Here is a 16,140-nt window from a genome sequence, read left to right as displayed (position 1 = left end):
GGAAAAAACGCTAGATACTAGATAGAATGGGCTTCTAGTAGGCAGTTCACAAATTCGTAACAGATATTGTGAAATAATGAGCAAAAACATATTTACACATAAAATAATCCATGCTATTATCAAAGTGTAATAAGGAAACACACTTACAATATATTGTGAAATGGTGAACATTTAAAAATCTATGTGAAACAATGAGCATTTAAAATAAACAATCTAAAGGAGTTGTATCTATTATGTTAAACTTCATTCGTGAAAATAAAGTAGTCGCAGGTGTTCTAGCAATCATTCGTATCTATATTGGTTATGCTTGGATTACAGCAGGTATTGGTAAATTAACAGGTGGTGGATTTGATGCTAGTGGATTTATCCAAGGTGCCATTGCAAGTGCAGGAGGAGATCATCCAGCTGTACAAGGCTGGTGGGCAACATTCTTAGAAACAGTAGCACTTCCAAATGCAGAACTGTTCAGTTTCATGGTAATGTGGGGAGAAATCCTTGTTGGTGCAGCTTTAATTCTTGGTATCTTTACTAACTTTGCAGCCTTAATGGGTATGACCATGAACTTCGCATTCCTATTCAGTGGCACAGTAAGCACAAATGCTCAAATGGTTCTACTAACCGTATTCCTAGTAGTAGCAGGCTTTAACGCAGGGCGATATGGTCTAGACAGATGGGTTATCCCATTCCTAAAAGACCATACTCTAAACAGAAAACAAACTAAAAAAGTAGCTATGGCGTAAGTTGTTCAACAGACTTCATACGAAAGACTAAAAAATAAACAATCAAAAGGAGTTGTATCTATATGTTAAACTTCATTCGTGAAAATAAAGTAGTCGCAGGTATCCTAACATTCATTCGTATCTATATTGGTTATGCGTGGATCACAGCAGGAATTGGTAAATTAACAGGTGGTGGATTTGATGCAAGTGGATTCATCCAAGGTGCGATAGCAAATGCAGGTGGAGAACATCCAGCGGTACAAGGCTGGTGGGCAACATTCTTAGAAGCAGTAGCCCTTCCAAATGCAGAACTGTTCAGCTTCATGGTAATGTGGGGAGAAATCCTAGTTGGTGCAGCACTCATCCTTGGAATCTTTACTAACTTCGCAGCATTAATGGGTATGACCATGAACTTCGCATTCCTATTCAGTGGTACAGTAAGCACAAACGCTCAAATGGTATTATTAACAGTATTCCTAGTAGTTGCAGGCTTCAACGCAGGCCGCTACGGTCTAGACAGATGGGTTATCCCATTCTTAAAAGACCACACACCAAACCATAAACAAAATAAAAAAGTGGCAGTTGCTTAACCGAACAAGAGTAAAAGCGGATCTTCAATATGAAGGTCCGCTTTTTGGTTTATTTACAAACATATTCAGCTAATACACTCTGTACCTTATAGATATTTAGCTGTTTATTGAAGTTCTTTTGGATCGGTGTACCACTTCCCGACAACCATATTTTCAGCTCAGCTTCTAAGTCGAATGTTCCTGCAGTTTCAACTGAAAAATGAGTAATACTCTTATAAGGAATCGAATGGTACTCCATCTTTTTCCCTGTAACACCTTGCTTGTCCACCAAAATTAATCTTCTGTCCGTAAAGACAATCAGATCTCGGATTAATTTGTATGCATGCTCTACACGCTCTGACTCCGAGAGTAATTCCTTCAGCTCCTTTTCAGCATCCGTGCTCTTAATCTCTGAGGCATTACCCATCATACCATCAAATAAACCCATAATAATCACCTCCATGATTCAGAAAATTAGTCTCTATTGTATGTTTAATGATACCTATTCATGTAAATAATGTAAACGATTACCATACACATCTGGAGGGATTAACATGAAAAAAATACATTGGTTCGTAATTGTAGCTTCTTTTCTCGTGATATACCTTATAGCATACGGGGCCACGAGCGCAGATAATGATGCAACAAGCAATGAAGAAGAGAACCCAAGTATCGAAACAACTAGTATGCTAAAGGAATCTGGGAAATCAGTATTGGTTACCATGGTGAATACAAATGGGGAAACAATCGGTGAAGCGAGGCTTGAACAAAAGCCGGACGGTGTCAGTATTAGCCTAGATGCATCAAAGCTACCACAAGGAACCCATGGATTCCATATTCACGAAAATGGCTCCTGTGAGGCACCATCCTTCGAGTCGGCGGGTGCACACTTTAACCCAACCAATGCCAAGCACGGCTTCGATCATCCACAAGGTCCACATGCTGGTGATTTACCTAATATAAACGCAACAAATTATGGATTTGTTTCCACGACTGTTCTAGCGAATATGGTGACATTGGAAAAAGGGAAGAAAAATTCCTTATTAAAAGAAGGTGGCACGGCATTAGTAATTCATTCGAAAGCAGATGATTATAAATCACAGCCCGCTGGTGACGCAGGTGAACGTATTGCTTGTGGTGTGATTGCAGAATAATGCGAAGTAACGGGTTCTGAGTTATATTCTCAGAGCCTTTTTTTATTTTGGTTATTTAATTATTACTGTAGTTTATATGAAATAATATAGCCTTACACAACCCTTATTGAAAATTATGTCAACAAAATGGGAATATATGTTCGCATTTTGTTCAAAGTATGTTATTATTGAAAATAAGATAATATTCCGTTTGGATCTTAGCTTTTAATTGGATGTGATGCACTGTGGTTATATACTGACATTATTGCACATCTATTCATGAAAATTCATAAGCTGAAGTCACAATTATTTCAGGAGGGGCAATTATGGGTAAATCTAGTATTAGTACTGTAAATGAATCAAACGATTTAAAAGTTATAGAAAAATACCTAAAAAATTATAATAACTATAAAGCTGGTATAAAAAACTTAGAAAAACAACTAGAGTATCTCATCCCCGGCATTGACAAATTACATGTGAGTGAAAACTTAGATGGAAAGTATTATCTCCAATTAGATAATGGAACATATATCATCAATCGAAATATTAGTAAGAAATCATTTATGTTATATGAGGACATGGAAAGTTATAAACTGATTATTAATGCTATTGGTGAAGCATTAGGTGAACTAGACGATATTGAAATAAAGTTTATAGATTCTCGTTATATTAAACGAAAGTCAATAGTACAGACCTCTTTCGATTTAGGATATAGTGAAAAATACATTTTTAATTTAAGGAAGAAAACATTAAATAAATTACGAATTTCTTTAAAAAGCTTACTAATAAGTGAATATTAATCTTGGTCATTTGCACAGATAATGAAATTTTCATTTCTGTGCACTTTTTATTTTTGGTATAGGTGTATCTTATTTGAATATATAAGCTCACTAATGTTATTAAAAGCCTCCCTAATCCAATGCAGATGAAATTAGGGAAAAATCCCAATTAGTGTGCTAGCTAACCCAACTAATATTTCCTTCCACCACATTAATGGACAATGTAACAATAGTTTTTATCAATTTCTATACATATTTTGATTACCTTTTAGACATTTTTATAAGTCAAGTTTATTTTAGCATTATAAATGAAAGCGAATAAAGGAGGCTTATAACATGTCGATAAAATATTTCCTCTAAGAGGTATTACACAATTCATTGAGAATCAAATTTCAAGGAGAAAGGAAGTAAGCAATGGCAGATATAAGAGTGCTTCAAACACAACGATGGTTAAACGAAACATATAGCGGCAATCCAGGATATAACATTGTAGAGGAAAATGGTAAAACAGGGTTTCAAACTGTTCATGCTTTAATTAGAGCTGTCCAAATTGAGTTGGGAATCTTTCCAACATTCGATAATTTTGGCCCAGAAACTATGCGAAGGTTCCCTAACTTAAGAAAACAAGAAGAAGGATCGCAACCAACGAATTTAAACTATATTCTACAAGGTGCTTTTTGGTGTAAAGGCTATAGCCCCGGAAGCTTTACAGGAAATTTCTATGAAGGTACAGAAAGAGCAGTAATGGAGTTTCAGGGGGATGTAGGATTTACAAATCCCGATGGAATAGTAGATGGAAAATTAATGAAAGTTATTCTTAATACCGATGGCTTTCGATTAAGCTCTCCTTATGGAAGACCAGCAATTCGTAAAGTACAACAAATTTTGAATCGAGAATACAGTAATTACTTTGATTACATTCCAACTAACGGGATCTATGAACGAAAAACAAATACAGCTTTAATATATGCATTACAACATGAGGAGGGCATAGGTCACATTGCAAATGGAAACTTTGGTCCTTCAACTATTGCTAATTGCCCTACTTTAAGTCCGGACTATGCACCTCGAGCATTTATAAAAGTTTTACAATATGCACTGGTTTGTAATGGTCCAGAATATGATACAAGTCTCTATGATGAATTTGGGGGATATTATACACCCGAGGTAGAGGGAGCTGTACGCAATTTTCAAGGTTTTATGACATTACCCGAAACCGGCATAGCTGACATGCCAACTATAAAGCAGCTATTAACTAGTAATGGATATACTGGACGAACTGCAATGGCATGTGATGCATCAACCATTATTGACGAAGATACTGTTAAAGTATTAAAAGCCAATGGTTACGGAATAATTGGACGCTACTTAACAGGTACTGTTGGTGGAATAAGATCCAAAGCAATGACTCGTAGGGAGTTGTCCATTCTTACCGAGAATGGCATACGAGTATTCCCAATTTATCAAGATGGAGGATGGTACGCGGAATACTTTATGCCAGGTCGTGGAACAATAGATGCTTATAAGGCTATAAATGCTGCATATGAACTAGGATTTCAAGAAGGAACAACTATTTATTTTGCTGTTGACTTTGATGCGTATGATTATCAAGTAGACGGCCTTATTATTCCTTACATGTGGGAAATAAGAGAAGTGTTTGATAAACTTGGAAAAGAAATACCCTTACCTGAATATAAATTAGGTGTTTATGGAGCTCGGAATACCTGTTTAAAATGTTTGCAGGATTCTAAAGTTAGAACAGATTATAGTTTTGTTGCCAATATGTCTACAGGGTTTAGTGGAAATTTAGGGTTTCCTATGCCTTATAACTGGTCATTTGGGCAGTTTTTTGAAACTGATATTGAATCTGTTGTGAATAATGAATTTGTTTCACTAAGAATTGACAAAAATGATTACTCTGGAAGAGATTCAGGATCTTTATATCTTTCTCCGCCGAGTAGAAAATTACCTGAATATTATGCCCTATTCGATAAATGGGTAGAAATCGGACAACAAATTCCATTTTTAAAGGATAAACCAAACCTATTTACAACTAGTTTTGTTTTTAACCAACCCTACGCATTACTAAGGGGTTACTATGTTGATGTTGACGTTACTACGTCCACTGAGTATAGTAATACAGGAGAAGTGGATGGAGTCGCCTTTACTGTCCAAGATGGTAAAGTTTCGGCAAGTCTGACAGAAATGCTTGGAGAAATGTTCGAAAGAATAAGTTCAGACAAACTTTCAGATATAGAAGAAATAGTTAACAATTTTTCATTATCTATAGGCAATGGATTTATTAGCATGAACGTTAATACCTCAAATCCAAATGAAGTAAAAATAGACGTGACGGCTCATAAGCAAAACATCCCAGTTGAAGGTGGAAATGAAGTTCATTTAAGTGTTACAGTAACCTTTACATTTAGGATTCCTCCATCTTCACCAGATTTAGAACCAGTATTGGAAGTTGCGTTCTACTCAATTGCGGCACTAGCACTATTGGCACTTTTGGCCCTAACTGCACCAGTAATAATGGGACTAGGTACAGTAACAGCTTTAGTACTACTATTAATGGTAGGGGTAGATGAACCGGCAACATAAAAGAGAAAGAGGTGTAGGAAGTTACTTTCTACACCTCTTTCTCTTTTATGTATCCAGAAATTAACTTATTGAAATTAATTAATTCATCTTTAGATGTGTTTTTTGACTCTTTCTTAATTATCACTGCTTGTAAATCAGATAAATATATAAAGTATCTCTTTTCATCCTCATATACTTTTTTAACTTCTGACCAAGTAGAATGTTGTGTTGTTCTTTTAAACTCTGCCCTGAAACCTTCTTCTGAAATATATAATTTACAATCTCCTACTGTAAGCGAATCGTTCTTTCTAGCTAGCCTTTCTGTTTGGTATATTAATCCCACATTATATAAAATGCTTCCAAAAATAAAATAGAGAATGGAAGCTAAGAGGGAAACAATAGTACCAAATCCAAAAGAAAACGAAAGAATAAATGCTAATATTGCACCGAAAAATCCGTTCAATATTCTATTCCTTTTATGAAAATTAGTTGTTCTTAATGAAATCCTTTGTAAAGCCTTAAGATCTTCTAAATTAACTTCAAATTCTACAACCATATAAACACTCCTTATTTAATAAAAAAACTTGACCTAAATATCGAGTAATGCGAGTATTTTGTTGCATTTTTGTAGCTATATAGTAGTTTCTTTAAATTTTTTTTGAACTTTTCAGAACTAGTTCTAGTTTAATATAAACCTACAACTAGTCAACAGAAATTTATAGACTAAATTAATAAGTTTCAGGAGGGGATAGTTATGTACAGCTTTTTAATACCTTTTGGGTAACAAAAAACACAACACTATCAGTTACCATTTAATTAAACCTATTATGAATATCCATAGTGGGTACAATACTTTCAAAATTAAGAAAGGGGGGTGTAAATATGGCTCAACCAGTTTTTAAAGTTAACAGAACAGGAAGAACAATTTATGTGGCAGATTATAACGGAAATAGAGAAGCTGGCATTATCGTACCTGACGAAGTATTTGTGAGTCGTGGTGATATTGATGGGAATTTCACTTATGACATTTGGTATTATAATGCAGATTGGAGACAATACCGAAGCGGACAAATTTCTTATGACGATCATGGCCAATGTGCTGATGCTTATTCGCCTTACCATGCATATTATAAGCGAATTGGGAAAAACGGAAATACTCAATATGTTTTTCAGGTTCGTAGCGGTATGAGAGCAAGGATTTATAAAGGGGCTAGTGCAACTTCATTTGACGCTACTTATGGAAGTTCAGGAGGACTAATTGCAACAAGTGGCGCTTCTAATGCAGGTTACACATACCCAGACAGACTACACATTGAAGGTTATTACAAGAACGGTATTTGGAATGAACAATCCGATTTGTGGTGTGACACTGATGTTCTATTCGGATATCCAACAAGACCTACTATTTATTCATCCAAAATGCCATAAGTTACTTAAGAAGGATACCTTAATAGGTGTCCTTTTTAAATTTCAAGATGACTATTCCAAAATAATGCAATTTAGTGGTAGCCATCGCTAAATTTAACTGACGAAAAATTAAATAACAATTCAGAAATGTCCGATTTAATTGTTGTACAAATTTAATTAAATTGCTATGATTAAGTGAGAAGAAAAGGAAAAGGAGCAAATTATGAAAAAAATCAACGGGATTATTGGAGTAGTTGTTCTAGGTGTAATTATTATATTCCTCTTGAATGAAAGTCATTATAGTGATAAACAAGCATATGCAGCCAATCACGATATCTCTCAACAACAAAAAGCTGAGAAAGAAACTCCAGTTTCTAATGGAAAAACTGATGGTGTTAACAGACAAGCAGAAATAGATGAATTGGCAAAGAACAATCCAAACATTTTGGTAGCCCCTGAGTATGCTAAAGCAGAAGATTTTATTTCAGATTTTATTAAGTTGCTGAATCGTGAGAACCAAGAATTAGTTGAAGCTACGGATAAATACACTTATGAGCATCATATCGTTACAGCAGCCAATGAATATGCTACACATTTTTTAGAATTGAAAGATGATACTGTTGCTAAAGAAAAACTAGAAGGTATCCAAGAAATAGTTAAAGTAGTATATGAAAAAATGAAAGCTAATAAGTTAGATGAAGCAACACTCGAGAGGACCTATGAGGAACTAAGAACTTATTTAAGTAATTAGTAATTTATTTTTGTTTAGGGATTTCGTTATGAAGATTTGGATCATCTATAAGATTGTCCTTTTTACTTTGATTTAAAGCAAAATAGGATTAAGCTTCGATCAATTAAAACATTGTTGAAGGTACTTACAACTTCTTTTCTAACTTCAATGGTTATGATAAGCCATATTGAAATGAATTTTAGTTATATATCTAATCGCAATATGTAAAGTGGTAATACGAATGGAAAAACATCAAGCGAAAAGTTAGTGAATATTATCGCTCGTCAGGTTAGTGTGGATATTCAACGATTAATATGTATGAATAGACCCAGGTAACATTGTTTTCTGCTCCAAATATATGATTGGTCTAATGAACATAAATGAATTAATTATAAGTTTTGATTGAAAAGGCCCTCTTATGGATGAATTTAGTTCCATCTAAGGGTCTTTTTTTATCAAATACACTATTTTCACATTACTATTTCAATACTTTTGCAATTTTAATGCCTAATATAATATTCCTAAACCAAATATTCAAAGGGGAAGAGAAAATGGAAATTTCGATTTATGAAATCACTTTAGTGCCTCTTATTTCTGGTCTTGTAGAAGTAATTAAACAAGTAGGGATTCCAAAAAAATATAGTTCCATCTTGTCTATAATTTTTGGAGTTTTACTTGGAATGATTTATGCAGGACCTACTGATTTAAAAAGAGGAATTATAATGGGAATAATGTTAGGATTATCCGCAAGTGGATTATATAGTGGTACAAGAAGTGTTCATGAGACAATAAAGCAAATCAATCAGGATAAGGTAGATTAATTTTGAAGAGAATCCATCGGTAACCTAATATAACTAGTATCCAATTGAAAGTACTTTCAGGATTAATGATCTTCGCAATTGAGAAAAGTTCTTTCTTAATTAGCAATAATGAAAATGATTATGGAAACCATCTAACAAGGAATCAATGAATTAATAGGGTAACAAGAAATAAATCAAAATAGGAATATATGTTCGTATTCCTGGCAAAGCTATGCTATGATTGGGAACAAGATAATGTTCAGTTTAGGGGTTAGCAAAGCTTTCATTGGAGGTGATGCCACTGAGGATGTATGAAGTCATGATAGTACTAGGAAACTTTGGTACTTTGTTACTTACTCTTATTGCCTTGGTATTAACCATGATAAATAAAAATTAATAAATAGCTCCACTCAATTGGAGAACCTATTTTACCCTTAATCGCAGAACCCTAAAGGAACCACTTGTCAAGAGTCCAGTTGCAGCTGGACTCTTTTTCATTTATAAAACATATTGTACCACTCCTCTCCAATTGAAGGTAGACACTGAAGAGGTTTTGAGAGATGCTACTAAATGGCATTTTTCCAAGTTTATTAAGGAGAGGTTACAACGTAGAACTTGGTCAATAAAATTATTACTCGTCTACCATTCCATTTCCAATAAGACTCCTGTATAATATGTTTCGAGTATCGAAAGAAGGGAGATAACTATGGGGGCACATGCTGAAGCACAACAAGAAGTAATAAAAGAAAAAATATGGACGCGGGACTTTATTTTAATATGTCTGGCTAATTTTTTTATCTTTTTTGGATTTCAAATGACCTTACCAACCTTACCTTTATTCGTGAAAGAATTAGGTGGTAGTGATCAGTTAATTGGTGTTATTGTTGGGATTTTCACTTTTTCAGCGCTTGTATTACGACCATATGCGGGGCATGCATTAGAATCTAAAGGACGCCAATTTGTGTACATGACTGGTTTAGCTATTTTTGTTGTTTCGGTTGGTTCCTTTGCATTTATAGGTAGTATAGCTATTCTGTTAATCGTGAGAGTTCTGCAAGGTGTGGGCTGGGGCTTATCAACAACGGCAACGGGTACGATCGCAACGGATATTATTCCCACTAGCCGACGTGGTGAAGGATTTGGTTACTTCGGACTATCCGGGAATATCGCACTTGCCTTTGGACCAGGACTTGGCCTTGCATTGGTAGGGAAAATATCCTTTATGTCTTTATTTTTAATTTGTGCAGCCTTTGGTTTAGTAGCTTTCCTTCTTTCGGCCAAAGTTCGTTACAAAAAAGTTGAAGAGATACCAGAAAAAGCTGCTACACCAAGATTTGATATCTTTGAGAAGACGGCAATACAACCTTCTATTCTAGTTTTATTTATCACGTTTACATTTGGAGGAATTGCAACATTTTTGCCTTTACATGCCATAGAACGAAATGTTGCTGGCATTGAAGCATACTTTCTTGTATATGCAGCTTTACTATTAATCTCTCGAACCTTTGCAGGTAAAATTTATGATAAAAAAGGGCATCTGTATGTATTCTTACCAGGAACCATTATGATTCTTATTGCTATGATTCTATTAGCATGGTTACCAACTACGTTTATTTTACTAGTTGCGGCAGGATTATATGGATTTGGATTTGGAACTGTTCAACCAGCCTTACAAGCATGGGCAGTGGAGAAAGCGGCTGGCAATCGTAAGGGGATGGCTAATGCTACCTTCTTTTCCTTCTTTGATCTTGGAATTGGGTTGGGCGCGATCATATTTGGTCAAATTGCTTTTCTATTTAATTACAGTACGATTTATGCAACAGGAGCTTTCTCCATACTCATATCTATGCTGGTCTATATTTTTCTAGTAATGAGAGCGAGAAAACTGGAAGCTAGTCATTAAAACGAAGCAATTTAAGTGGTTGCTTCGTTTTTTTTCGCAGACAGGAAAGTATAACAATCTTTCCCGCGGCATAAGAAAAAACTAACACAGGATGTGCTCGTCGTACTTTAGCATATTCGAGGAAGTAAATCTCCTCGCAAAGCTGCATGGAGTAGACTCGGGGGAGAAACAAATCACATTGCAATATAAGTAGTTGCTTCGGAACAGTACGAGGTGATGCCGAGTTTTTCTTATCAAAAAGGTATATTCTATCTTTGCTTTTCCTATCCTATAAGAATAGAAACGAATCAATTTAAATTTATCCAAATCTCTTATACAATAAGTATATAATTGTGTTCGTAAAAGGCAGGTTAATAGATTTTGAAAAAACTAAGTGAGATTGATATCCAAAGGCTATTCCCATCATTAATCTATAAGCGTGGATTAGAATATTATAATAAAGGTCTTGTAACTGATTTATCCTATGACATCAACTACAATGTTTGGACGGCAACGGTACAAGGATCAGAGGATTACTTTGTTGAGATCAATATGAAGGACTATGAAAAAGGTTCGGTTGATACATATTGTGACTGCCCAGCTTTTGATTCTTACGGGTCATGTAAACATATTGCTGCTACGTTAATTGGCATTGCCAATAAAGAAACGCCACAGGAATTGTCTTACTCCAATTATGATTATGAAATGACCAATCGATTTATCCGAGCACTTAGTAATGTTGGGCAGCCGGCAGAGATGTCAGATATTTTGCCGGAAAAAGCACCTCTTCATGTGGAATATATTGTGAAGTGGTCCTATGACAGAAATCTATTAATTGAATTGAAAGCAGGAGTAAACCGTGATTATGTAGTGAAAGATGTTCATGAGTTTTTGCGGGATGTATTAAATGGTAACGAGCATTTCTTTACCAAATTGTTTGCTTATGCACCCAGTCAGCACTTCTTACTGCCAGAAGACCGAGAAATATTTGAACTTCTAGGCTCTATCCAAAAGAATGAAAAAATATATGATGGTTATCATGTCTATCATTATCGTGGCAATGTAAGTGATAAACGGTCGATTGTCGTTCCTCCATTAATTGCAGAGCAACTACTGGAGAAGTTAATTCAACGTGATTTAGTGGTGGAGGCAAACTCCAAGTCGTATTCAAATGTTTCTATTGAAAAAGGGAAGCTTCCTTTCCACTTTGCATTAAACAAAAATGAACGGGATGATTTGCTTTTAACGATGCATGAAGTAGAAGACAGTGTGTATTTCAGCAACTATGAAATGCTTTTCTATAATGGATTGTTCTATTTCCCATTAAAAGAACAAATACCGATTTTAGAGCTTGTTAGCCAGTTCGGGAAAATCGATCAACAGCTTCCAATCTCTAAAAAACAAGCGGATGCGTTTTTATCAGAAGTACTCCCGTCTCTAAAGAAAGTTGGAGAGGTGGAGATTTCCGAAAAAGTTTCATCTGAAATCATTCAAGTTCCCTTACGAGCGAAGCTGTATTTAGAGGCGAAGGAAGAGTGGATAACCGGTAAGCTGGAATACCATTATGGTAATCATATTATTGATCCATTCGGAAGTCGTGAGGATCATGACGTCATCATCATTCGAGATGTAGACAAAGAAAAACAAATCATGCAGTTAATTGAATATGCTAACTTCCATTATAATGGTCGTGAATTATTTATCGATGCGGATGAAGAAGAATTGTATGATTTCCTATACAAGGTCTTACCAGTAATGGATGAGTATGTAGAACTGTTCTTAACATCGGAAGTTCGTGGGTTTATCATCGAGAATGAACCAATACCAAGAACCAGTGTGAGAATGGAAACCTCTAGTAATTTACTAGAAATTGGTTTTGATATGGATGGGATGGATGATTCAGAAATTAATAAAATCCTAGATGCTGTTATTGAGAAAAAACGGTACTACCGCCTGCAAAGTGGTGAAATGCTATCTTTAGAAGGGGAGGAGTTTACTTCCATCCATAACTTCTTTAGAGACATGGATATTCATAAAAGTGATGTCCAAGACGGAAAAATTCAAATGCCGGTTTTTCGTGGAACACAGATTGACGAGTTAATCGATACCAAGAAAAACTATGATCCGGCGTTTAGACAATTACTGCATCACTTAAAGGAGCCTGAAGAACAGCATTTTGAGCTGCCAAGCATACTGAATGCTTCGTTGAGGTCCTATCAAATGACGGGATACCAATGGTTCAAATCCTTAAGTCATTATCATCTCGGAGGAATCTTAGCAGATGATATGGGACTTGGGAAAACCTTACAAAGTATTGCATATTTAGCATCAGAGCTTGGAGAACATCCGCATTTAATTGTCGTTCCTTCATCCGTTGTTTATAACTGGAAAAATGAATTTGAGAAATTCACTCCTACACTAAAAGTAGCGGTTATGACCGGAACACCACAAGAGCGTCAAGAGAAAATAAACCTATTTAAAAATGCTAACGTGTGGATTACATCCTATGCAACCTTAAGACAAGATATCGAACAATACCGTGAACTAACGTTTCAAACCTTAATCTTGGATGAAGCACAATTCATTAAAAACTATGCAACGAAAACGTCAAAAGCTATCCGTGAAATAAAGGCGGGACGACGATTCGCTTTAAGTGGTACACCAATTGAAAACTCCATAGATGAATTATGGGCCATATTCCAAGTCGTGCTACCAGGACTCATGCCCAATCAAAAAGCGTTCAAGCAATTGTCCCATGAAAAAATTGCATCAATTTCAGGTCCATTCATTTTACGTCGTTTGAAAAAGGACGTACTAAAAGAATTACCTGATAAGATTGAATCTGTAAGTGTATCCGAACTTACAAATGAACAAAAAGAGTTATATGTTGGTTATTTAAGGCAGGTCCAACAAGAAGCGGCACAATCTATCCAGGAAAGCGGCTTCCAACAAAATCGAATGAAGATATTAGCAGGGTTAACACGTCTACGACAAATTTGTTGTCACCCATCACTGTTTATCGAGAATTATGAAGGTAAGTCTGGAAAGCTAGATTTATTAATGGAAACGGTCGAAACAGCTATTGCTAACGGAAAGCGTATGCTAATCTTCTCTCAATTTACCAGCATGCATGAGATCATTATAGAGAAGTTAAAGGAAGCGGGTATTGGTTATTTCTATCTAAGTGGTCAAACCCCTTCTCATGAACGAGTAGAGATGAGTGACCGTTTTAATCAGGGAGAGAATAGTGTCTTTCTAATCTCCTTAAAAGCCGGTGGAACAGGATTAAACCTAACCGGTGCAGATACGGTCATTCTATATGACTTATGGTGGAATCCAGCAGTGGAAGACCAAGCAACAGGCCGAGCCCACCGTTTTGGACAAAAGAACGTTGTTCAAGTAATCCGTCTCATTACAGAAGGCACCATTGAAGAGAAAATATATGAATTACAACAAAAGAAACGAGAGCTAATTGATAAAGTCATCCAACCGGGAGAGAAGATGTTATCTTCGTTAAGTGAGGATGATGTGAGGGAATTATTGAGTATTTAAAAGCGCTTTGTATAACAGTGTCTGTAAAGTTTAAATGAAAGAACCCCCAAAAGTAATAGGAAAGCTTAACTTTTGGGGTGTTTTTTGTATTAAAAGGCTTACTTCGTACAGATTGTTTCTATGATGGAAACTGTGAGGTGAATAAGTATTTTGTATAGCGCTTCATACCCGCTACGGAAATACACTCCGCTTTCCGCGGGCGGCTGGTGAGCCTCCTCAGAGCTAAAGCTCTTGCGGGGTCTCACCGATGCCTATCCTCCCGCAGGAGTCTCCGTGTATTTCCTTCGCTAGTGTTGAGTTAAATTAAATGCAATAAAAACCAACACAAAAATCATTTGCTTCCTTCAATTAGAAAGCTTAAACCAGCGCAGGCAGAATACGGAGACTCCTACGGGAATAGCACGTGTCCGAAGACCCCGCAGAGGCGGTTTTTCCTCGAGGAGGCTGAGGCCGTGCCCGTGGAAAGCGAAGTATTCTGCCGGAGCGGTATCGTCCCGCTATCCACTTTAATTATCTTTAGATAACTAATACATGCGCGATAGAATAATAACATGAAAGGGACAGCCCTGTAACAGCAAATGTTAGGGGCCTGTCCCTTAATACTCATTCCACGATTAGTAGTTACATATTAATCTGAAATAACTTCCTAGGTCTTCCTTTTACATAAGGTTTCTCTTCCCCAACAACTTTAATAACATTCCCCGTTAATAGCTTATTAACAGTTCGTTCAGCACTACGCTTGGTAACGCGGTAGTAGTTGGCAATGTCATTGGATGAGAATGGCTCATTATTTCGTAGTTGTACAAAATCAATAAAGTTATAAGAGAGCTCATTATTTAACTTTGCTTTATGTATAAGTGCCTGATACAGCCTAGATGTGTCAAAATGCTTTTTCACACCGAGTGGACCAATTGTTTCCCCGCGGTCATTAATAATATAACAGCTACTATTACTATTATGGGTACAAGCATCGAGTGCAAGTCTTGCATGATCCTCGGCTTGTTTAGCAGTTAACCCAAGACCGAAACCAATCTCAATCGTTGTATCTAACGCATTTTCGATTTCTTTGATTAATGGGAAATCCCGATAATGGTTCGTAATATGATCTAAAACGCCTCGAGTACCAAAGATAACATATTGATTCTCGTTATTGGTAAGTACGGAAGCATATGTTTTATGACCAAATTTGAGAAGAATTTGGTATAGCTTAAACTGAAGTTCTTTTAAATGTGATTCTCCTTTTTCCTCAACAATCTTTTCCATTTCCTTTATTCGGATATAGCCAGCAACAATCTGAGCGCTCTTACTCATATTTAACGTTGCAATAGTTTTACATTCCTGAATAGCACGATCCATATTGCGTTTTGGAATCACCATTTGATAGGTCGGAACACCATGCTCGTTAAGTTGCTTTTCTATCTCATGTAATGAGGTAAGAACATAATCTATTTTTCCTTCTTCAAAGAGCTGTTTATGATAATTTACGATATTTTTAATATCGACTTTATCATCCTGCTTATAACTATATGTATAAATGTCATCATCAGTTATATTTAATTCACTCAATACCTCGGATACGTGAATCTCATCTTGGACATCAATGGATAAACGGCTTAATTGTTGTTGGTATTTGTTTTTAACATGGTAGAACGATGTTAGAATCATGTATTCATCAAAGGCCACTTGAATAGTTGGTAATCGTTTCTTTTTAATTTTATCTTGTGCGTGTAGATATGGAAGGCATTCTAAAAATAAATAAACATCACACATAAAGGCCTTTTCAACTAGTTCTCTAGCTTCACTTGCTTTGCTATATATAAAAGGAATTGCTTCTATTTCATTATGGTTCTTAACATATTCTTGAAAGCGGTCAACTAATTCACTTCTTCCGAATAAAGCAACCTTTATTTTCACCAATTATCCCTCCCAAATGTAAGATTGAGGCAATATCAACTGTTATATGATGATACTACCTATAGAAAGGGT

At 35.8% G+C, this 16,140-nt stretch carries 13 protein-coding genes; 10 read left to right on the top strand and 3 right to left on the bottom strand.

Annotated features, from left to right (window positions below; translation table 11 throughout):
• Positions 1-233 precede the first annotated feature (233 nt).
• On the top strand, positions 234-740 hold the full coding sequence (locus tag BN999_RS15945; protein ID WP_096272971.1) for a DoxX family protein: 507 nt from the start codon (positions 234-236) through the stop codon (positions 738-740).
• A gap of 62 nt (positions 741-802) precedes the next feature.
• Entirely contained in the window at positions 803-1,309 is a 507-nt protein-coding gene (locus BN999_RS15940; protein ID WP_096272969.1) for a DoxX family protein, read from the top strand.
• Between the two features lie 49 nt (positions 1,310-1,358).
• Here BN999_RS15940 and BN999_RS15935 read toward each other — a convergent pair whose 3' ends face one another.
• On the bottom strand, positions 1,359-1,736 hold the full coding sequence (locus BN999_RS15935) for a PH domain-containing protein (RefSeq protein ID WP_096272967.1): 378 nt from the start codon (positions 1,734-1,736) through the stop codon (positions 1,359-1,361).
• 106 nt (positions 1,737-1,842) lie between these two features.
• On the opposite strand from BN999_RS15935, the gene BN999_RS15930 reads away from it, so the two are divergent.
• From BN999_RS15930 to BN999_RS15920, 3 genes are all read left to right on the top strand, one after another.
• On the top strand, positions 1,843-2,442 hold the full coding sequence (locus BN999_RS15930) for a superoxide dismutase family protein (protein WP_096272965.1): 600 nt from the start codon (positions 1,843-1,845) through the stop codon (positions 2,440-2,442).
• 305 nt (positions 2,443-2,747) lie between these two features.
• Positions 2,748-3,221: a hypothetical protein gene (locus BN999_RS15925; RefSeq protein ID WP_096272963.1), complete on the top strand. Its 474-nt coding sequence runs from the start codon at positions 2,748-2,750 to the stop codon at positions 3,219-3,221.
• A gap of 393 nt (positions 3,222-3,614) precedes the next feature.
• Entirely contained in the window at positions 3,615-5,804 is a 2,190-nt protein-coding gene (locus tag BN999_RS15920) for a glycoside hydrolase domain-containing protein (RefSeq protein ID WP_096272961.1), read from the top strand.
• A 28-nt stretch (positions 5,805-5,832) separates the two neighbouring features.
• Here BN999_RS15920 and BN999_RS15915 read toward each other — a convergent pair whose 3' ends face one another.
• The gene (locus tag BN999_RS15915) at positions 5,833-6,339 is read right to left on the bottom strand and encodes a YcxB family protein (RefSeq protein ID WP_096272959.1); all 507 of its coding nucleotides are present in this window, start codon (positions 6,337-6,339) and stop codon (positions 5,833-5,835) included.
• 326 nt (positions 6,340-6,665) lie between these two features.
• Between BN999_RS15915 and BN999_RS15910 the strand changes: the two genes are divergently transcribed.
• The 5 genes from BN999_RS15910 to BN999_RS15890 all read left to right on the top strand — a co-directional run bounded on the left by BN999_RS15910 (position 6,666) and on the right by BN999_RS15890 (position 14,154).
• Positions 6,666-7,211: a hypothetical protein gene (locus tag BN999_RS15910; RefSeq protein WP_096272957.1), complete on the top strand. Its 546-nt coding sequence runs from the start codon at positions 6,666-6,668 to the stop codon at positions 7,209-7,211.
• 202 nt (positions 7,212-7,413) lie between these two features.
• Entirely contained in the window at positions 7,414-7,941 is a 528-nt protein-coding gene (locus BN999_RS15905) for a hypothetical protein (protein ID WP_096272956.1), read from the top strand.
• Between the two features lie 530 nt (positions 7,942-8,471).
• Positions 8,472-8,741, top strand: coding sequence for a hypothetical protein (locus tag BN999_RS15900; protein ID WP_217988491.1), 270 nt, complete (start codon positions 8,472-8,474; stop codon positions 8,739-8,741).
• Between the two features lie 685 nt (positions 8,742-9,426).
• Positions 9,427-10,623, top strand: coding sequence for an MFS transporter (locus tag BN999_RS15895; RefSeq protein ID WP_096272954.1), 1,197 nt, complete (start codon positions 9,427-9,429; stop codon positions 10,621-10,623).
• 360 nt (positions 10,624-10,983) lie between these two features.
• The gene (locus BN999_RS15890; protein WP_096272952.1) at positions 10,984-14,154 is read left to right on the top strand and encodes a DEAD/DEAH box helicase; all 3,171 of its coding nucleotides are present in this window, start codon (positions 10,984-10,986) and stop codon (positions 14,152-14,154) included.
• A 621-nt stretch (positions 14,155-14,775) separates the two neighbouring features.
• On the opposite strand, the gene BN999_RS15885 is transcribed toward BN999_RS15890, so the two are convergent.
• Positions 14,776-16,068, bottom strand: a complete 1,293-nt coding sequence (locus BN999_RS15885; protein WP_096272950.1) for a hypothetical protein — start codon at positions 16,066-16,068, stop codon at positions 14,776-14,778.
• Between the last annotated feature and the right edge of the window lie 72 nt (positions 16,069-16,140).

Source organism: Paucisalibacillus globulus (genome assembly GCF_900184735.1).
GTDB classification, from domain to species: Bacteria; Bacillota; Bacilli; order Bacillales; family Amphibacillaceae; genus Ornithinibacillus; species Ornithinibacillus globulus_B.
This window is presented reverse-complemented; position numbering and strand designations above follow the sequence as displayed.

What these genes read in the sequence shown, in the direction of transcription:
- BN999_RS15945 (WP_096272971.1), top strand. Translation starts at nt 234, where the DNA reads ATGTTAAACTTCATTCGTGAAAATAAAGTAGTCGCAGGTGTTCTAGCA.
- BN999_RS15940 (WP_096272969.1), top strand. Translation starts at nt 803, where the DNA reads ATGTTAAACTTCATTCGTGAAAATAAAGTAGTCGCAGGTATCCTAACA.
- BN999_RS15935 (WP_096272967.1), bottom strand. Translation starts at nt 1,736, where the DNA reads ATGGGTTTATTTGATGGTATGATGGGTAATGCCTCAGAGATTAAGAGC.
- BN999_RS15930 (WP_096272965.1), top strand. Translation starts at nt 1,843, where the DNA reads ATGAAAAAAATACATTGGTTCGTAATTGTAGCTTCTTTTCTCGTGATA.
- BN999_RS15925 (WP_096272963.1), top strand. Translation starts at nt 2,748, where the DNA reads ATGGGTAAATCTAGTATTAGTACTGTAAATGAATCAAACGATTTAAAA.
- BN999_RS15920 (WP_096272961.1), top strand. Translation starts at nt 3,615, where the DNA reads ATGGCAGATATAAGAGTGCTTCAAACACAACGATGGTTAAACGAAACA.
- BN999_RS15915 (WP_096272959.1), bottom strand. Translation starts at nt 6,339, where the DNA reads ATGGTTGTAGAATTTGAAGTTAATTTAGAAGATCTTAAGGCTTTACAA.
- BN999_RS15910 (WP_096272957.1), top strand. Translation starts at nt 6,666, where the DNA reads ATGGCTCAACCAGTTTTTAAAGTTAACAGAACAGGAAGAACAATTTAT.
- BN999_RS15905 (WP_096272956.1), top strand. Translation starts at nt 7,414, where the DNA reads ATGAAAAAAATCAACGGGATTATTGGAGTAGTTGTTCTAGGTGTAATT.
- BN999_RS15900 (WP_217988491.1), top strand. Translation starts at nt 8,472, where the DNA reads ATGGAAATTTCGATTTATGAAATCACTTTAGTGCCTCTTATTTCTGGT.
- BN999_RS15895 (WP_096272954.1), top strand. Translation starts at nt 9,427, where the DNA reads ATGGGGGCACATGCTGAAGCACAACAAGAAGTAATAAAAGAAAAAATA.